This is a genomic window from Nonomuraea antri (assembly GCF_013283785.1).
GTDB classification, from domain to species: domain Bacteria; phylum Actinomycetota; class Actinomycetes; order Streptosporangiales; family Streptosporangiaceae; genus Nonomuraea; species Nonomuraea antri.
In genome coordinates, this window is the sequence record NZ_JABCPZ010000151.1 from 1 (window position 1) to 18,733 (window position 18,733).

At 65.9% G+C, this 18,733-nt stretch carries 15 protein-coding genes, 1 tRNA gene and 2 pseudogenes; 14 read left to right on the top strand and 4 right to left on the bottom strand.

What is annotated here, in order from left to right:
• The 8 genes and pseudogenes from HII36_RS36370 to HII36_RS36405 all read left to right on the top strand — a co-directional run.
• Positions 1-192: pseudogene (locus HII36_RS36370) on the top strand (hypothetical protein); the annotation flags it as partial.
• Positions 189-1,163, top strand: a complete 975-nt coding sequence (locus HII36_RS36375; protein WP_173527863.1) for an arsenic resistance protein — start codon at positions 189-191, stop codon at positions 1,161-1,163. The pseudogene HII36_RS36370 and the gene HII36_RS36375, both read left to right, overlap by 4 nt.
• A gap of 60 nt (positions 1,164-1,223) precedes the next feature.
• Positions 1,224-1,388 carry a hypothetical protein gene (locus HII36_RS36380; protein ID WP_173527864.1) on the top strand — a complete coding sequence of 55 codons (165 nt, stop codon included), beginning with the start codon at positions 1,224-1,226 and terminating at the stop codon, positions 1,386-1,388.
• Positions 1,385-1,807 carry a hypothetical protein gene (locus tag HII36_RS36385; protein WP_173527865.1) on the top strand — a complete coding sequence of 141 codons (423 nt, stop codon included), beginning with the start codon at positions 1,385-1,387 and terminating at the stop codon, positions 1,805-1,807. Before HII36_RS36380 ends, HII36_RS36385 begins: the two co-directional genes overlap by 4 nt.
• A gap of 24 nt (positions 1,808-1,831) precedes the next feature.
• Positions 1,832-2,146 carry a hypothetical protein gene (locus HII36_RS36390; RefSeq protein WP_217370417.1) on the top strand — a complete coding sequence of 105 codons (315 nt, stop codon included), beginning with the start codon at positions 1,832-1,834 and terminating at the stop codon, positions 2,144-2,146.
• Positions 2,147-2,225: 79 nt separating this feature from the next.
• Positions 2,226-2,624: a hypothetical protein gene (locus HII36_RS36395; RefSeq protein WP_173527866.1), complete on the top strand. Its 399-nt coding sequence runs from the start codon at positions 2,226-2,228 to the stop codon at positions 2,622-2,624.
• 29 nt (positions 2,625-2,653) lie between these two features.
• Positions 2,654-3,175 (top strand): NUDIX hydrolase, encoded by a 522-nt coding sequence (locus HII36_RS36400; protein WP_328808046.1) that lies wholly within the window; start codon positions 2,654-2,656, stop codon positions 3,173-3,175.
• A gap of 246 nt (positions 3,176-3,421) precedes the next feature.
• Positions 3,422-4,663 carry a serine hydrolase domain-containing protein gene (locus HII36_RS36405; RefSeq protein ID WP_173527868.1) on the top strand — a complete coding sequence of 414 codons (1,242 nt, stop codon included), beginning with the start codon at positions 3,422-3,424 and terminating at the stop codon, positions 4,661-4,663.
• An 846-nt stretch (positions 4,664-5,509) separates the two neighbouring features.
• Here the strand turns inward: HII36_RS36405 and HII36_RS36410 are convergent.
• A complete protein-coding gene (locus HII36_RS36410; protein ID WP_173527869.1) occupies positions 5,510-5,986 on the bottom strand; it encodes a hypothetical protein in 477 nt (158 codons plus the stop codon).
• Positions 5,987-6,278: 292 nt separating this feature from the next.
• Positions 6,279-8,279 carry an SUKH-4 family immunity protein gene (locus HII36_RS36415; protein WP_173527870.1) on the bottom strand — a complete coding sequence of 667 codons (2,001 nt, stop codon included), beginning with the start codon at positions 8,277-8,279 and terminating at the stop codon, positions 6,279-6,281.
• A 579-nt stretch (positions 8,280-8,858) separates the two neighbouring features.
• Here HII36_RS36415 and HII36_RS36420 point away from each other — a divergent pair.
• Together HII36_RS36420 and HII36_RS36425 are read left to right on the top strand one after the other, a co-directional pair.
• Positions 8,859-9,413: a DUF4240 domain-containing protein gene (locus tag HII36_RS36420; protein ID WP_173527871.1), complete on the top strand. Its 555-nt coding sequence runs from the start codon at positions 8,859-8,861 to the stop codon at positions 9,411-9,413.
• Between the two features lie 99 nt (positions 9,414-9,512).
• Positions 9,513-10,055 (top strand): SMI1/KNR4 family protein, encoded by a 543-nt coding sequence (locus tag HII36_RS36425; protein ID WP_236004233.1) that lies wholly within the window; start codon positions 9,513-9,515, stop codon positions 10,053-10,055.
• A 319-nt stretch (positions 10,056-10,374) separates the two neighbouring features.
• Here HII36_RS36425 and HII36_RS36430 read toward each other — a convergent pair whose 3' ends face one another.
• Positions 10,375-13,131: a heparinase II/III family protein gene (locus HII36_RS36430; RefSeq protein ID WP_173527872.1), complete on the bottom strand. Its 2,757-nt coding sequence runs from the start codon at positions 13,129-13,131 to the stop codon at positions 10,375-10,377.
• Between the two features lie 122 nt (positions 13,132-13,253).
• Between HII36_RS36430 and HII36_RS36435 the strand changes: the two are divergent.
• From HII36_RS36435 to HII36_RS36445, 3 genes and pseudogenes are all read left to right on the top strand, one after another.
• Positions 13,254-13,775, top strand: a pseudogene (locus HII36_RS36435) (transposase); the annotation flags it as partial.
• A gap of 1,671 nt (positions 13,776-15,446) precedes the next feature.
• A complete protein-coding gene (locus HII36_RS36440; RefSeq protein ID WP_173527873.1) occupies positions 15,447-16,364 on the top strand; it encodes a DNA-processing protein DprA in 918 nt (305 codons plus the stop codon).
• A gap of 260 nt (positions 16,365-16,624) precedes the next feature.
• Entirely contained in the window at positions 16,625-17,251 is a 627-nt protein-coding gene (locus tag HII36_RS36445) for a site-specific integrase (RefSeq protein WP_173527874.1), read from the top strand.
• 121 nt (positions 17,252-17,372) lie between these two features.
• Here the strand turns inward: HII36_RS36445 and HII36_RS36450 are convergent.
• Positions 17,373-17,454 (bottom strand) — tRNA-Tyr (locus tag HII36_RS36450).
• Between the two features lie 261 nt (positions 17,455-17,715).
• Here HII36_RS36450 and HII36_RS36455 point away from each other — a divergent pair.
• The gene (locus tag HII36_RS36455) at positions 17,716-18,207 is read left to right on the top strand and encodes a YajQ family cyclic di-GMP-binding protein (protein ID WP_173527881.1); all 492 of its coding nucleotides are present in this window, start codon (positions 17,716-17,718) and stop codon (positions 18,205-18,207) included.
• The last annotated feature ends 526 nt before the right edge of the window (positions 18,208-18,733 follow it).

Sequence of the window (18,733 nt, forward strand, 5' to 3'; positions counted from 1 at the left end):
GTGGTGAACGCGGGCTGCGACAGCCTGACCCACTGCACCTGCCCCGACTGCCCCCTCCCCTTCGCCGCCCTGGCCGAAGCACACACCACACCCGCGCCCAGGGACCGGGCGGCCCGCACCTCGCCCGCGCCCAGGCCCCGGGCGGCCCGCACCTCGCACGACGACATCACCACCAGGACAGGACCCGCATGAGCCACCCCTCCCGCCCGCTGCCGGCCCGGCTGGAGGATCACCAGATCCCCATCTACCTGGCCGCCATCGGCGTCGGAGCGCTGCTCGGCTGGGCACTGCCCGACCTCGGCCACGGCCTGGCCTCAGCCATCAACCCCGTGCTGGGCGCGCTCCTGTACGTGACCTTCCTGCAGGTGCCGGCCGCCGGCCTGCTGCGCGCCCTGCGCCGGGGCCGCTTCCTGGCCGCCGTCCTGAGCGTGAACTTCGTCGTCGTCCCGCTCGTGGTGGCGGCGATGCTGCCGCTGCTGCCGCCCGACCAGGCCATCCGCGTGGGCGTACTGCTGGTGCTGCTCACCCCGTGCGTCGACTACGTGATCGTCTTCAGCGGCCTGGCCGGCGCGAGCAGCGATCGGCTGCTGGCCACCACCCCGCTGCTGCTCCTGGCTCAGATGCTCGCCCTGCCCTTCCTGCTGTGGCTCTTCATCGGCCCGGACCTGGCCGCCGCGGTACGGCCCGGCCCCTTCGTCGAGGCGTTCGCCGTCCTCATCGTCATCCCGCTGGCGCTGGCCTGGGCCACTCAGGCGTGGGCCGCGCGAGCCCGTCCGGGGCGGACGCTCTCAACGGCTCTCGGTACGACGATGGTGCCGCTGATGGCCGCCACGCTGCTGGTCGTGGTCGCCTCCCAGGTGCCCGCACTCGGCGGCCAGGTGCTCCGGCTGGCCGCCGTGGTGCCCTTCTACCTCGCCTTCCTGCTCGTCATGGCCTTCGCCGGGCTCGGCGTCGCCCGCCTGTTCCGCCTGGGCACGGCCGACGGACGCGCCGTCGTCTTCACCGGCGCCACCCGCAACTCCCTGGTCGTGCTGCCGCTCGCACTCGCGCTGCCGGACGCACTCGCCCTGGCCGCCGCCGTGGTGGTCACCCAGACACTGGTGGAGGTCGTCGGCATGCTGATCTACGTACGAGCCGTACCCGAACTGCTGCCCAGCACCTGACACGACGCCGCCCGCGCGCTTGGATGACCACAGGAACAGCAACGAGCGGAGGCGAGACGAGTGGCTGAGCATCGACAGGTGTGGGGCCCGAAGGCGCGCAAGTCGCTTCTCGGCCGGCTCATCGCCCTGGTGGCCTCTTGGATCGGCGGCGCGCTGGGCATCCGGCGGCGGGCACGCAGGCACCCCGACCGCATGAGCCAGATCGGAGAGGAGGGACACCTATGAACCCCGCCCCGCAGCCGCCGACCCGATACACCATGCCCGACGTGCCGACCTCGGTGCTGCGCCTGGCGGAGACGCTGGTCATGCTGGCCGCCTCCGCCGACGAGCAGGTGGCGTGGCTCGCCCGCCACCGGTGGCACACGGACGAACTGGCGCTCGACTTCGACTGGGCGAACGGCTGGGTGCCGCACAACGTCGACGACCAATCGCCGGGCCTCCTGCCGCCGGCCCTGCACGACCTCCTGCAGCGCATCGACGACGCCTTGGCGGCCATGAGCGACGATCCCGCCCCGGAAACATGGACCCCCGAGGGGCTCACCACCGACCCCGAATGGGCCGAGCTCCGCCACCTCGCCGCCCAGGCGCTCACCGAGATCGAGGCGCTGGACCTGATCGCCATCCCCTCACCAGCGGATCTGTAGCAGCACCCGACCCCGGGATCCCAGTTGCACATCGACCCTCGACGCGCCCGGCTGATCGCCGAACTGACGGCCGAGTGCCGTCCCCTCCTCGCCCAGGACTCCGGCATGGACCAGGTACAACACCTGCTGGCCGGCCGCGGCGTGAGCGTCGTGGACGCGATCCTGATCACCATACGGCTCCTCGGCGCAGGCCCGGACGCACTCGGCCGAGCCAAGGCGACCGTGCTGACCAGCGCGGCTCGAACCACCGAACGGGCCCACCACGAACGCTTCGTGAGCGACCTCCTCGACGCGTTCGAGAACGCCCCACCGGAGACCGAGCCGCCGAGCGAGGGATAGCCGAACGGCGATCGCCACCACGACGGCCGCGAGAATCAGCAGGACACCGGCCTCCTCATCAAGCCATCATCAGAGCAAGATGGACGACTTCCAGACAGACCAGAAACGTCTCCTACGAGAGCTGCTCAAGCGCGGCGAGCCACACGTCGAAGTGCGGCTGACCCTCACGAAGACCGAGGAAGGCGGACGCCAGGGACGAATCTCCCACGGCTACCGTCCCCAACTGTGGATAGGGCAACGCCTCGCCTCCGGCGACATGATCCATTGGGACTGCCAGCTCTACCCTCGCAGCGGTCGCGGCATAAAGCCGGGAGAGACAGGCATAGCCCTGATGTTCCTGCTCAGTCTTCCCATCGCCGTGCTGCAAGTCGGCGAGCACCTGGAATTCTTCGAGGGACAACGCCGAGTGGCCACCGGCGTAGTACTCGACACCGTCAACCAGCCCGCGCGGAAACCCCTGGCAGGGGAGCACAAGTAGCATGTCTCCCCATGGTGGAAGCACAATCCGTGATCCGGCAGATCTCCTCTCAGGTCGTTTACCGCAACGCCTGGATGAAAGTGTGCGAGGACACGATCGAGCATCCCGACGGCTCCCCCGGCATATACGGATACGTGGTCAAGCCCGACTTCGTCCTGGTCATGCCCGAGGAGAACGACGGCTTCCACCTCGTGGAGGAGTACCGATACCCGATCGGCCGCCGTTCCTGGAGTTTCCCGCAGGGAACGGCGGCGGCGGAAACGCGTGAAGAAGAGGCTCGCCGAGAACTGGCTGAGGAAACCGGTCTCCGCGCCACCGACCTGCGCCTGCTGGGCCGCATGGACAACGCCCACGGCATCACCACCCAAGGGCTCCACGTCTACCTGGCCGTCGGACTCACCAAAGGCGAGACCGACCGCGAACACACCGAGCAGGACATGCGTCAGCGCTGGGTGCACCGCACGGAATTCGAGCAGCTGATTCTGAACGGCTCGATCACCGACTCGTCTTCCATCGCCGCCTACACGCTCTGGCTCCTCGAACACCGGTGAAAAACGCAGGGGTGCGCAAACGCGCGTCCGGGCGTTCTGGTCCCACCCGAATCCAAAGCCCCATCGCCCCCAATGGCATTTGAGGCCATCCCCCTGAAGGAGGAAGAACTTTTTCGTCCTCAGGTACAGGACGCGCCGGACCACGCTGATCAGAGGTGACATTTCGCCGCCAGCGCCGTCCCGCGCCCGCCCGTCCGGTCGCCGGTGACCTGGCCGCCGCCGTATCGCGGCTTTCATCCTGTCGCCATGACGCTACTTCGCTTCAGGACGCTCGCCACCCGGCTGACCGCCGCGGCCACGGCGGGACTGCTGCTCCTCGCGGGAGCCCCGGCCGGCCCGGCCGCCGCGACCCAGGACGCCGGGCTCGACCGGCACGCACTACGCAAAGCCCTGAACGCCGTGCACGAGGCGGGCATGTACGGCATCTACTCCCACGTCGCCGACGGCCGCCAGAGCTGGAAGGGCGCCGCCGGCGTGGCGGACGTCGAGACCCGCCGTCCGGTACGTCCCGATCTGCGGCACCGGGTGGGGAGCATCACCAAGACGTTCACCGCGACCGCGGTCCTGCAGCAGGTCGCCCGGGGCACGATCGAGCTCGACGCGCCCATCGGCCGCTACCTGCCCGACCTGGTACCGGGCGAGGTCGGGCAGCAGGTCACCGTACGGATGCTGCTCAACCACACCAGCCACATCGCCGACTACGACACGCTCATCTTCACCACCGTCGAGAGCCTGGAGGCCAACCGCTTCCGCACGTACACGCCCCAGGAACTGGTGCGGATGGCGCTCGCGGCCCCGCCGACCGGGAGCCCGGGCGCCACGCCCGGCTCGTACTCCAACACCAACTACACCCTGGCCGGCCTGCTGCTCGAACGGGTCACGGGCGTCAGCGCCGAGCGCTACATCACCGACCACGTGATCCGCAGGGCGGGGCTGCGGCACACCTCGTTCCCGCACACGCCGGTCATCTTCGGCCCGCACTCCAAGGGGTACGAGTCCCTGTTCGGCCAGATCGACCCGCCGCGCGACTTCAGCGTGTACAACCCGTCCATCTACGGCCTGGCCGGCGCCCTCGTCTCGACCATGGAGGACCTCGACCGCTTCTACCGGGTGCTGCTCCGCGGCGGCCTGCTCGACGCCGGAATGCTGGCCGAGATGCAGAAGATCGTGCCCGTCTCGTCGGGCGCGGGCAGCCCGGTCACCTTCGACTACGGTCTCGGACTCTTCCCCGTCGACCTGCCCTGCGGCCGCTTCTGGGGCCATGACGGCACCGTGCTCGGCATGTCCACCGTCTCGCTGACCAAGGCGGACGGCTCGCGCCAGGTCTCGTTCGGCATCAACCTCACGCACTACCCGTCCGAGGCGATCGACACGGCGATCCAGCGATACCTCATGCTGTCCACCTGCGGCACGGACGCGGGCGCGACGACCGCCGCCACGCCGCCGTTCACGCCGTTCCAGCGGGACGCGCTGCCCATCAAGCGCTGACCCCGACGAGAACGCGAGCTACGACCCCCGCGGACACCGCTGCGGCGGACGAGCACACCCACTTGGGAGCCCGTCCGCCACAGCGGCACGTCGAGCACGCGCTGTGCTCGACTCCCATGCCCACGCCCAACGCACGAGCGGCGCCGGAGAAGGGGTCGGCGAGGTCTGCTCGGCTTGTCTCAGGTCGATCGCGGGCGGGATGATCAGAATTCACCTCAGCCACCTGCGGACCAGACACTCCGTGCGCCGATCATCCCGGAGCCGAAGGCCCCCGCCGGAGGCATTGTTCGGTGGATGATGAGGCGAGAGGGTTGGCGGCATGGATGTGCGGCGATCTTTTTGGTGGCAGCTCGGTTCTGCGTGCTCCTTCATCTTCTGCGGATGGGCCGGGGCTGGTACGACGTTCGGGCTCTCCGGATTCCGCGGGCCCATGCCGAATGCTTGGCTGACAGGACTGTGGGTGTTTCTGTCGCTGAGCATTCTGCTCAAGCTCGTTGCCGGAGTCGTACACCTGGCACGGAAGCGAACCGGCCAGGATGACCCAGCCACTGGGTGACCGATCACAGGGATACCCGGACCGGCCAGAGAATCGTTGCGGCAGTTCAACCGGCTGAGGCTCCCAAGACGACGGAGACAGTAGACCCACGTGTCGTCGCGGACCCCGCCAGAACGCGCGTCTCGGCCCGAGGTCAACATCCAGTGGGCCGACAGCGGCGATACCCACGAACGACGCGGGCTGCGGCTCGAAGCAGGGACGACGTCCAGCCGGTCCCGATTTCGCCGATGCAAGACCAGGTGCCGTTGTCCTGCGGGCGACCTCGTCACGCAGGCCGGCCATCGAGTCCGTCAACCAAGGGGCCAGAACTGCAGGCAGTAACGCTCCAGGCCCGAGGGGAACCCTTCCTTCTCCCAGTCGACCTCATCTGGATCACGCAAGACGAACACCAGCGCGCGCAGTTTCCATGACGCCGCGCGCCGACCGAGGTCGAAGAAGGGGTGCTCTCCGTCCGAAACCAACTCCGTCAGGCAGATCCGCCCGGAGCCGGCAGAGAAGTCCTCTTCCCTTTCCGTGGAAACCCCGTCCGCAACACGGGGAGGCGGCGCGTCCCACAGTTCAAAACGCACTTGCACCTTGTGGTCTGAGTATCCGGTGCTCACCAAGCCGCCGTTCGTCGTGACCTGGAGCCACTCGTCTTCATCGAAGCTGAGCTCCCACGGGGAAAGGGAGCCGTCAGCACCGGCTGAGCCATCCGCGTCGATGAAGACGAACTGCCCGTATTGGACGCTGACAGTGTCTTCCAACGCGGAGACGAGCTGCGCCATACGTTTGTTCTCCTTGCATGTTTCTCAGAAGATCCGCAGCGGAGTGGACAATTAACGATCCTCAACCACCCGGAATACTAGAAGCCGCCATCTCTATCGGTACTCGAAAGCCCCTCGCTGCACGTATTCGGTGGTGGCGCTAAGTGATCCCGAAGGCGAACAGGAAGCACGGCAGGCGGGCCAGGAAGCACCTGCGCGACAACCGGGAACGCCATCCCGTTCCCGCTATCCATGGCCCCCTTGTCGCCGCGAGCAGATAGATGGATCTGTACGAACCTGGCTCGCCTTCTCCCTAGGTCAGCAGCGTGTAGTCGTCGAAGGCCCCTGGCCAGAGGGCGTCGCCTTCCGGGCCCATGGTGTCGGGCGAGTAGGTGTGGAGCTCCAGGATCAGGTCGTCGGCGCACCAATATTGGACGTCGTGGTGCTCGTTCTCGCCGCACCACAGGGCGCGGGTCCGGTAGATGACGTAGATGAAGTACGCCCACGACGCCAGATCGTGGTGGGCCAGGCACACGTCGTCGAAGCCCTCACGCACCCCGTGGATCCGGCCGGTCTCGCCGTCGAGGAAGAGATACCAGGCCTGCAGGATGTCGATCATGAACAGCGACTCCACGGGACGAGGCGAGATCGCCGCCAGTTCGTCTTGCTCGTCGGGCCACAACTCGGTCATCGGCGTGGTGAACACCGGCCCGCCCATCTTGTACATGCCCGTCTCCGGCACGCCGATCTCGGCGATGAACCTCCTGGTGGGGCCGTGGGTGAGGGCCGGATGGACCTCGCGCGTCCGGACGATGTCGTAGCCCAGGCTCTCCATCATCTCGCGGGTGACCTCGATCGGCGGACGGCAGACGGGCAGCGGCGTGACCGGGCCTCCGGCCAGCCGTTCGTGGGCCTCCAGATGGACCAGCACGTAGGCGGGGGTGGGCAGCTCGGCGTTGTACGGCCAGCCGCGCATCACCGCCACCAGCTCGCCGTGCCCATGGAGCGGCGGGTCGAGCGCCGCCCTGAGTTCCGGCAGGGCCACCGTGTACGACGGCAGCCCCTCCACGGCGAGCGGCAGGGACGCGGCGGCTTCCGCCACCCCCCGCGCGGCCTCAGCCGGATCGTCACGACGGCGCCCGCAGTGCAACAGCCGCCACGTGTAGGGCCCGGCCGGACCGAGCGTCAGGGCCAGCGTCCGCGCGGCGTCCCGCGCGGCCGGCGACACCCCGTCGAGCCAGGCTCTCGTCACCCGCTCGGCGATCGTTCCCGCTCCCGGATCGGCGCCCTTCGCCCGGGACGCCAGCGCCGCCAGGCCGGGCGACGGGTAGACCTGGTCCGCCGTGAAGGGAGAGTGCGCGCTCTCGGCGACGTACCACTCGGGGAAGGGCGAATGCGGGCTCTGGGCCGCGTACCAGGCGGTGAAGGCGTCGGGGTCGGTGTAACGCGGATCGTCCAGGTCGAGGACGAAAGCGTCGCACGGGAGGTCGGCCGGGTCCGGCCATTCCAGGAGCAGGCGGACATGAGGGTTCTCGATCAGGGGCATGATCAGGTCCGTGAGCGTGGCCTCGGGATCCAGGCTCCGCTGAGGGTCTCCTAACGTGACGAGGACCGTTCGATCGAGGGCGTCCAGACCCTCGGGGCTGAGCTGGCTTTCCAGCTCCGCGCGGCCCTTGTCCACCGAGAGGCTGCGCAGCAGGACCGCCGCCTCCCGGCCAGGAAGACGGGACCAGGACCCCAGGCCTGCCCTGCAGAACCAGGCGAGCAGCGTCGTCTTGCCGCTGGCGGGAGCGCCGGTGACGACGCAGACCCGTGGGCCGTACTGATCGTCGAGCCAGCGCAGCAGGGCGTCGCAGGCGGGACCACGTCCGGCGGTGGGCTCGTCGCGGGTGCCGCGGTCGGGCCGGTCGGTGACCCAGGCCGGCCACGGCCCGGCGAGGTAGTCGATCGGTGCCGCTTGTTCGGCCGCGAGCGTACGGGCCGCGCTCTGGACGACCTCGTGGAACTCCTCGATCCGGCCGATGGTCCCGGCCCAGGTGTCCCGCATGGTGCTCACGCAGGTCCGGTCCTTGTGTTCCATCATCCTGATGGCGTTGCCGCGGTGCTCGTCGGCGATCTCGCGAAGCATGCGGAAGAACAGGTCCTGGCCCCGGCGCAGCATCTCGAAGCGCTCGCGGATCCGTTCGGTCCCGGGCTCGTCGCCGAGCCGCTCCAGCACCCGCTCCAGCCGGTCGATCCTGATGTCCGGCCAGGGCAGGCCGACGGCCTTGTACGCGCCGTCCAGCTCACGGGGCAAATCCTGGGGAGAATCCATGCTTCGTCCATATCCATGTCGTTGAGAAGTCGCCCGGTGGGCCGTGCGGCCGGTGTCCGCGCGTCAGCTTCCTCGTCCAGCGCCTCACAGGCCGCCCTGGATAGTGATCATCTTCGGAACAGGCTATGGGCAGCTGGAGTCATCTCGGAAGGGGCTAGCTTTTCCTTGCCGGGGATAGGCGGACGCGAACCAATGGCACGCTCAAGCGCGTCCCCCGCCTGTACATCCAACTGGCGCCCATGGGCCACCAGGGGCGACCTGTCCGAGCTGGGGCGGTAAGGGCCCGTACACCAAGGAGATCCACCGGGCGCTCAGGTCGATGTCGCCATGCGCGGTATGAAGGAGACGTACCCGGCGATGTCCCACTGCCTGAAGGGACCCCATTTGGCGCCTACCTCGAACGCGAAGACATCCATGATGTCGTCGTCACCCCGCTGACCCAGATCCCGGCGGGCAGCCTTGGCTCACTCACTGGGCGTACGGAATCATCCCGCGAATATCCCGGATTTTCTTCGAGTCATGGCGGCGCTACAAGTGAGACCAAACCGCATGAGCAGACTGTTGTGGCAAAGTGTCCGCGTGAATCTGGACGAATTCTGGAGCGTTGTCGACTCCGCCCGCACGGATGCCGAGCCTACCGATGAGGCACTCGTTGATCGACTTGCTGCTCTCCCCATGGAGGAGATCCTTGATTTCCAGGAGCGGTTCGATGAGGTAGCAGACGCGGTGCATCGGTGGGACGTCTGGGCTGCCGCTTATCTGATCGGCGGCGGGTGCTCGAATGACAGCTTCAGCGACTTCCGGGCCGGGTTGATCGCGTTGGGCCGTGGCTGGTTTGAGAGTGCGGCACAGTCCCCCGACAACCTCGCCGGCCACCCGGCCGTTATTGAAGCCGCAGCCCAGGGCCGCAGCCAAGCCATCTTCTACGAAAAAGTTCAATTTGCGGCCAAGGCAGCCTACGAACGTCACACCGATGGCGATGTAGACGCCTTCTACAAGGCTTTGGCGGTTCGCGAGGAAGCAGCAGTAGACCGGGCCACAGGGGACGACATGGGCGAAGACTTCGACTTCGACGACGCCCAGCTGCGTCAGCGCCTGCCCCGACTGTCGGCGCTCTTCCTACCGGCCGGCTGAGGACAAGCGCACCAACCACGTGACACCGCTCCAGCAACTCGGGGCCCGTGCAGGGACAGCCCCACCTCGACCGCTTCCTATGGCGTCTAATCTCTCGGGATGGCGAACATGTCTGAAGGTCTCGCATTGCCCACTGCCCTGGCCGAGGTGGCCGAGGTCGGCTTCGAGTGGGAATGGGACGAGGAAGCCGACGAGGCCCGCGGCTGCGACTTCGAGCTGTACGACCAGTTCGAGAAGCCCGACCGGACGGCGTGGTGGTTCCGCCTGTGGACCGGCAACCAAGAAGCCGACGGCAGCGAGTTCCGCTTCTTCGGCACGACCGGTGCGGGTGACTACACCGGCTTCTGGCTGGTACGGCCAGATACGGCGATCACCGACCAGCCCGTCGTCTACATCGGCTCCGAGGGGGAGCACGGTCTGATCGCCCGCAATCTCGGCGACCTCCTCTGGCTGTTCGCCGTCGGCCTGGGCCCCGCCGAGGCCTTCTCGGACCCCGACTCCACGGCACAGCCGAACGAGGCATTCCGTGCCATCGCCGAGTGCTACGCACCCGGCGGCCGCCGTTCCCCAACCCAGATCGTGACTGCCGCACGAGCAGAGTTCCCGCATTTTTCGGATCACATCAACTCGATGCGCCGCTGACCGGGACGCATGTTGCGCGGCAGCATCCGGCTGCACACCACCGAAACGCAGAAGAGGCCCCGAAGGGCCTCTGATCTGCTGTTACTGCGGACGGCAGGTGCAAGGTTCGAACTTGCGTAGGCTGAGCCGACGGCTTACAGTCCCGTCGCGATCAGCGCCGCTGCCCGAGCTACCCAGCGGCCCTAAGGGAGTTCCTCAGCAGGGGTGCCGGCCTGGCTACGCTCATTCCGTTCAACCCACACGCCCTTGTCCTCGGCATCGCGCCCCACTGCATCCCGGTCGGCCCAAAACGAACCAGTGTTCCATCCGACGCTGGGTGTCAGGCGGCCGCGTAGATGAGCGTGCCCACGCGCCGGAAGGGTACGGCCGTGCCGTTGAGGGTCACCTTGGTGGCCTCCGGCGCCGCAATCGCGATGGCCGTGGCCGGGTCCGTGCTCGCCACCAGCCCGCCGCCGTCGATGCGCACCGTGCCATCCTTGATCGTTACGGCCAGGTCCTTGACGGCCGCCGGCGCCTTGATCAGGGTCGTGCCCGCGCGTTCGACCGAGGAACCGTCGACCACCACGATCGTTCCGGCATCGGCGTAGAGCAGCTTGCCGTCGAAGGTGTAGTCGCCGAACGCGCGTGACGCCTTCGTCGTCCACGACTTGTAATAGACACCCGCGCCGCCGTTCAAGCTCAGGGCAGTGGCCTGGTAGGAGGGGGTCGTCCCGACCGGGAGCCTGGCCACGGTCACCGGAGTGGCCGCGCCGTGTGAGGGCACCAGGAGGGTGTCGAAGGTGGTCTGGCCCGCGACCGTCTTGGCGTAGGAGGCGTACGTGGCGTTCTGCAGGGTGTAGCCGCCCGGCGAATGGTAGCCGTCCCGCAGCGAGGAAACGATCTGGGTGGGGTCGGCGGGCACGATGCTGATGTTCGCGCCCGCGTCGTAGGCCGTGGAGGTCGCCTTCGACCCGGAGTTGAGCTCGGGCTTGGCGTCCCAGGCGAAATGCCAGTTCTGCTCGTAGCGGTGCGCGGCGGTGTCGGTGGGCTTCAGCCGGTCGGAGACCACCCACAAGCCCGAGTGCAGAGACAGGACGGATCGCTCATGTCGCGCCCCCGCCGAACTGTCGGTGTTGGCGCCGATGAGGTCGAAGGCGGGATTGGTGACCAGGTGCGAGATCTCACCGGCCGCGGTCACCGACCGGGACTGCGCCGTGTTGTCGATCTCGATCGTGTTGTGCGCCTCCGTGGACTTCCGCAACCACAGAGCGCGCGGGTCGTCGCTGTAGGTGAACGTCTCCATGTCGGGCAGAAGAGTCCTGCCGTACGCGTGAGCGGTGATCGCCAGCTCGTCCGGGTGGCTGTGGTTGCCGCGGTCGGCGTTGATGCGCAGATAGGAATCGTCGGCGCTCCACCCGGACCGGGAGATCGCCACCCGGGTGTCCGGGTAGAGGGCGGAGGTGTGCGCGGGCCGCTGCCCGGACGCTCCCGACGTGCCGACGTAGACGAGCTCCGGGTCCTTGAGCTCGGTGCCCAATCGCGCGAGGCCGTCCCGCAGATCCTTGGTGTTGGCGTCGCCGTAGGCCGCGCTGTATCCGTTCGGATAGCTCTGGTCCATGAGGAAACGGGCGAGTTTGCCCAGCTGGGCAGCGGCGGCTGCGGGGAACTCGATCCCTTGGCGCCGCATGAACGGGATCGAATCCGCGTATTGGTTGAGGTAACCCCTCAGGTAGCCGTCCGTCGCCTCCTTGTAGCCGCCGTCGGGATAGGTCGAGTCGTCGAGCTGCGTGGTGAGGAAGGCCGCCGCGTCGGTCCGCCATCCCGGCGCCACGCGGAACTCCGGGAAGTAGACGGCGGCGTGCAGCAGCGTGATCTTCTGCGACTGCATCTTGTTCGGAGTTTCGACGACGTTCTCCTGCAGGTGGATCCCCGCTCGGTTCATCGTCTTGAGGATCGCCACGTTGGCCTCGGGAGTCAGCGACGGGCTCTTGCGCAGGATCTCATAGGCCGCCATCCAGTTCTGCAGCCGACGCGCCACGTGCAGATTTTCCAGGTAGGAACCGGCGCCCTGATCGGAGTCGTAGGTGTCGGCGTCCATGATGAAGTCGGTCATCAGGCCGATGAGCGTCTTGGCGTAGTGCTCATTGCCGGTCTTCTGGTACTCCAGGGCCAGCGGGCCGGCGAAGAAGAAGCGGGCAAGCTGGTAGCGGTACTCCGCGTCGGCGCCCTTGGGGAGCTTCCAGTCGAAGCCGCCCGGGTCGCCCTCCCAGGAGTAGGTGTTCTGGACGGTGTTGTTCCAGGTGCGGGTGGTCTCGTTGAACGTCTCGCCCGTGCCGTAGATCATGACGGCCTTCGCCGAGGGAGCTTGGCCGGTCAGCGTCAGCTCCGCCTGCTTCACCCCGGAGACGCCGGACAGGTCGAAGTGCAGGTACGCCTTGCGCGTCTCGCCGGTGAACGGCCCCGCGCCCTGGTCGCTGACCTGCATGTAGTACTTGGTGCCGTAGACGTTGTCGGGGTAGGCCGCCCAGATGTAGGTGTCGTGCGTGGGGTTGAGGGTCTTGACGGACCCATCGGCCAGGGTCAGGCGGAGGCTGGGCTTGCCCAACCCCCTCCTCTGGCTGTTGACCCGAGCGATGACCGCATCCTTGTAACGGCTCATCAGGAAAAACCCGGCCTTGCCCTTGGTGACGGTGCTCGTGACGTCGGCCGTGACCGTGTTCTCCCCCGGCCCGAAGGTCACCGTCTTGACGTACTGTTCCCCGTCACCCAGCGTCCAGATGTGGCTGGGGGTCAGCTCCAACGCGCCCGGCCAGGGCTTTTCGTGCGAGAAAGCGCTCGTCTCGATGGCCGGGCGGGCGCGGTAGTAGTCGAGCAGCTTCTGCTTGGCCAGCGGGTAGTCGCCTGCCTTGACCGCGCTCTCCACGGGCGCCAGGCCGACGTGCGCGTAGTTCAGCCGCGGCCCCACCGCCCAGGCGCCGGCGCTCCACCTGCCGAAGAAGCCGGCGTCCGAGAGGGCGGCCGCGGCGGCCGGAGGGCCCGGCACCAGGCATGCGGCCAGCAGGATCACGACGGCGAACCACCGCCAACGGGGAGACATGCGGCCCAGGGTAGAGACGCGCGGTATGTCGGCGGTATGTCATGCCGCCCCGGCAGGCGGCCCGAACGCCGATCCGTCGAGCGCTGCGTTGGTCCGCTGTACCAGCAGGCCGCACGCCCCCAGACGTGCTCAGAGTGCCCCGGCTCTGGTCCGGCCGAGGCCGGCCTCCCACCCGGACCGGCCTGCGTTACCCCGATACCGCCGTCAGCTTGGCCGAACACGTCCTGGCCGTCGGTCACGACGCCGCGGTCACACTCACCTGGCGCGAAGGCTCCAAGGGCGCCATGAGCTCGCACTTCGTCTTCCTGCGGGTACGGCCGGCCGAGCACCGCATATCTCGCGCAGGCGACGGCACCCTGCCTGAGCGGCGGCTGATCGCGCAATGGCCCGACGAGGAGAGCGAACCAGTCAAGTACTGGCTGTACAGCCTGCCTGCTGATACCGAACCAGCTGACTTGATCCGGTACGGCAAGATCCGCCGGCGGATCGAGCACGACTACCGCGAGCTGAAAACCGGCCTGGGGCTGGACCATTTCGAAGGCCGGTCCTGGACCGGCCGGCACCGCCATGTCTCTTGTCACCGCCGCGCACCCGTTCATTACCCTTGCTGCGACTCGACCGCAAAAGCGGTTGCGCCGGCCTGACCCTCTACAAGGTCATCCGCGAGTTACGACTGCTGCTCGCGACCTGGGCCGGCGCATGCCCTACCTGTCGTCAAAGGCTGAACCCGTCACGCCGCAGCAGCCATCAACAGACCTAACAAAGCACTACTACCTGCCGGTCTGACACAAAGAGCGCGAACGCGCCCTCAGCCCCACCGAGCAAGCGTCGAGCCTTGCGGCGGGGCCCAGATGCCTCCGAGACGGACTGACGATCTTCGGCGCGTATTCGGCTCAGCCACCCATACGGGACCGGTGTCAGCTGTGGACAGCCGGACACAACGCGAGAGGCCCGTCACCGCGTTTCCGCTGGTGACGGGCCTCTTCCCGCTGGTGTGGCAGGTGCAAGGTTCGAACTTGCGTAGGCTGAGCCGACGGTTTACAGGGGATCCGCGAAGGCGCCTCTGACCTGCACCTTTGCCTTACCAGTCGGCCAGCTTCGCACCCATTCAACGCAGCCTCTCGCCCTGGACACACCAGGTTCCGCCCGCTCCATCTTGGAGGGGCCCTGTCGAGAGTCTCATCCTTCGAAGCCACCGCAGATCAGGCGTGGTAGCTGATCTCCAACGCCTCTTCACAGGCGCTAAGTCGCGGAGCAGCAGGTCACAGGGGCAAGCCAATAGCCTTTCGAACAAACTGTCGGCCGCCATCCTTATAGTCCAGAGGCTAGAACCGCCTACCATGCCAGCGATGCAGCCGGGGGCTCTGACCGGGCTTGTCGCGCTTGGGTAGCTCACATCTCTGTCCAATCTTGCACGAAGGGCTCACACTATGAGATCAAGCATTTGCGACCAACATCATCAGCTAGGACACTCGGAGCGAGAGCGTGTCACTCTTCCGGCCTGTTCCACCCTTCACACCGGACAGCAGGGCCAATCGACTGGCGGATTACACGGTCTACAAGTACCGCGACATGGATCGCCCCCTACGGTGGCTCGATCTGCGCGGACCAGAAGAAGCGGTGCAGCAAATTCTAATGGCAGCCTCCGACCTCTGCAGATTAGTGCCAGTTCCTTCGGAAAGGATGCAGACGTACACATACGAGCTAGAGTTCCCAACGGGCCTGCCAAGCGAGATACGGGAATTAGCCGGTTTATTAACCGAAGTGCTAAGTCTTCGAAGAAATCCCGGACTTGATTGCTCGATAGCGCTAGACTGGTACAAGGACCCGGAGTCGTCGGAGGATCCGATGCAATGGAAGAATACGCCCATCGGGGAATTGGTTTACAGGGGTAAATACTACACAGCGGGAACCTCAAGAAATCAAGCTCGCACAGATTTAGTTGATGTGTTCGCGAACTTCTTCAGACGCCATCCCTTATACAGAGATGGCGATGTAATAGTAACCGTCCCAGGCCACAAGGCGGACGGACAGAGTTTCGGCGAGAAGCTCGCCGCGGCAGTAGCACAAAAAGTCGACAAGCCGCTAGTTCAAACTATATGCACGTCCGGCCCTAGGCCACCAGCAAAGGAAGGTGGTAGTGCTGCCGATGCCACCTTTGAGATCCCAACTACTTTGCATGGGCAGGACGTGATTGTCCTAGACGATGTATGTCGAAGTGGATCGTCGATGCGCAAGGCCGCTCTCGCAGCACGACAGTCCGGAGCGGCAAGGGTTTTCGGCCTTAGTGCCGTCCGCACCATGAGGAGCTAAGCATGTCCTACGCTGAGCACTTCACGCTCGCTCTCGCCCTCGTAGCATTCAAAGAACTTCGTACTCCATCACGGATAACGCAGGTTTTGTGCGATCACGGACAGGAAGCATTAGTACAGCTTTTTGATGAGCTTGACGACACGGACAGAGAATCAATTCTAGAGGAGGCATCAGCCCTTACCGAGAAAGCGATTCGCGTTACAATGTTCACCGATCCAGACTATCCAAAGTCTTTGATCAAGAAAGGGCGGCCGATAGCGCCGATTCTCTTCTACTGGGGAAATTCCGATCTCTTCCATGCACCTTCAGTCGGAATGTGCGGGTCACGATCTGCCACTCAGCTCGGATTGAAGGCAGCCCACGCTTGCGGAGAAGAGGTCACTAGACACAACATGGTAGTAGTGTCGGGCTACGCAAAGGGCGTCGATACCACAACCCATCTTGCCGCCCTCGCCGCGGGAGGCAAGACTGTAGTAGTGCTAGCAGAGGGGTTCAATCACTTCCGAATAAAGAGAGTTTTCTCCGGAACGTTCGACGCAAGACGCGTATTGGTGATATCACAGTTCCAGCCATCTCAGCGATGGACAGCCTACGCCGCCATGGCAAGGAACGGTGTAATCTACGGTCTGAGTCGCGCACTGGTCGTTGTCGAAGCCGGCGAGAAAGGTGGGACTCTTGCCGCTGGACAAGGGGCAATGCGAGCTGGGCGGCCGGTTCTCGTGCTGAATTTCGGCGAGAGTACGCCTGAAGGGAATCGCATTTTGGTTGCTGCAGGCGGGCAATCAATTCGTTCTCGCGATGAACTTGGCGAAGCAATTATCGGCAACTTCAGCGTCAAAAATGGCGCCGAGCAAGGGGAACTTCCCATATTCGGTGGCTCAGTCAGTGGACCGTCAGAGTCTCGCGGAGATCATCTCTGAGCATCGTCCCACCATCTCACTATCGATGAACTTTCGCTGGAGGGGATTCGTTCAAGCGGGAATCACGCCCTAGAAGTGCAACTCTCCAGATCAATCGATAATCTCGATATCACGCCTTTCAAGCGCACGCGAAGCTGCATGACCTTGAAGAAGTAAGGCAAGGTCGCTCACGTGCATTGCAGCAGCGCAGCAAGCTAGCGAGTTCTCTCTGCTTGTAGAGTATCTCTTTACAGCCACGCCAGAGAACACGGTACTTCGATATGACACGGACGAAACGGGAGCAGATCGACCTAATCCCCTATAACGCGAATTCCATCATGTTTCGGATGGAAGGCTTGCCGTCGCTGTTTAGCGCGTCAAGGACGCGCACAGCAAACGCTTGGACAGACAGCGTGCGCACCTCGTCCGCGGCCAGCCAGCGGAAGTCCTGCGACTCGTTGGTTACTGTTAGCGATCCGCCGCTGAAGGCAAGGCGGCCAGTGCCTGTTCACCCCGATCTGGTCGCGCTGCTGCGCGCCCACCTCGACGAATTCCCCGCCAACCGAGACGGGCGCATCTTCACTGGGCCTCGCCGCGGCATCATTCGCGACGGTACCTATCTCCCGGTGTGGCACGCGGCACGCAAGCGCGCCCTCACGCCTGCCGAACGGGCTGCGGGAATCGCCGGCCGGCCGTACGACTTCCGGCATGCGTGTGTCTCCGCGTGGCTCAACGCGGGCGTGAATCCGCCCCAGGTCGCCGAGTGGGCCGGCCACGGCGTGAAGGTGCTGCTGCGGGTCTACGCCAAGTGCATCTCTGGTGGGCAGGCTGAGGCGATGCGTCGCATCGAGGCAGCCCTGCCGGCGACGTCACCGAAGCCGCCCGACTCCCCTGAACAAGCCCGATGATCTTCAGCGCGCATTCAGCGTAGCCACCCGTAGGAGACCGGCGTCAGCCGTGGACGCCCGGACACAACAGAAGAGGCCCGTCACCGCGTTTCCGCTGGTGACGGGCCTCTTCCCGCTGGTGTGGCAGGTGCAAGGTTCGAACTTGCGTAGGCTGAGCCGACGGTTTTACAGACCGCTCCCTTTGGCCACTCGGGCAACCTGCCGTGTCATCCGCTCTGCGGCGACAGACAGAAGGATAGCGGACTTCTGAGGTGTACGTGAAACCGGTTTGTCCCGAGCCGGATCTCGGGTGGCAGGTCCGCCGAAAAAGCAGGCGTTCCGGGGGCCGTTGGGAGGGATGGCGGCCTGCGCGGGGCGCCGATGCTGGCTAGGCTCATTCGCTGGGTCCGTGCGTTTCGCCGTCCGGGTACGCCAGGGAAGCCGGATCCCAGAACAACTCTTACGCAGCCGAGAGGGTGGGTGTTTTGGCCGATTCGTCTTTCGACATCGTCAGCAAGATCGACCGACAGGAGGTCGACAACGCGCTGAACCAGACGGTCAAGGAGATCGGGCACCGCTTCGACTTCAAAGGTACCGGGGCGAGCATCAGCTGGTCCGGGCAGACCAACATCGAGATCAAGGCGAACAGCGAGGAGCGGGCCAACGCCGCGCTCGACGTGTTCAAGGACAAGGTGGTCAAGCGGGGCCTGTCGCTGAAGATTCTGGACGCGGGTGAGCCGAAGCTGTCCGGCAAGGAGTACCGGATGATGGTCGCCCTCAAGGAGGGGATCGACCAGGAGAACGCGAAGAAGATCTCCAAGCTGATCCGGGACGAGGGGCCGAAGGGGATCAAGGCTCAGATTCAGGGCGAGGAGCTGCGGGTCAGCTCGAAGAAGAAGGATGACCTGCAGGATGTCATTACCCTGCTCAAGGGGAAGGATCTGGACATCGCCCTGCAGTTCGTGAACTACCGGTAGGGACTCTGTTCGAGCGGTCGGGCCGTCGGTGGTGGGATCGGGTGGTGGAGCGGGCTGCGGTCTGTGGTTCGCGGGCCGCCGCCGCCTCTGAGGTGACTGGCGCCGCCGGGCCCAGGCGATCGGGCGAGTGTCTGTTGGGCGGCTGCCGCTCCTAGTGGACGGCAATCGTCGCAAATCGCCCCCTCCCGGGTGGGGTGTTCGGTTGAGGGTGTTGTCATCCGGGCAGGCGACATGATCGGGCCTCGCTGCTTGCCGCTTCGGCGTGTTGTGCCCCCGGCACGTCCCTCGCACGTCCCCACATGTCCCCAGATGTCCCCGCATGTCGCGCGCCATCCTCGTCGCCGAGCTTCCGGAGCAGGCGAGGGCTCCGGAGGCACGGGGACGGCTTCAGAGGCTCGGGGAGGTCTTCCGGAGCACGGCGAGGGCTTCAGGGGCTCGGGGTAGCGGCTGGATCGATCGGTAGGTCGTGGGGCGCGGTGCTTTGGGGCATTTGCGTGGTGGAGGCATCGCCGCCGTCGCTGGCGCC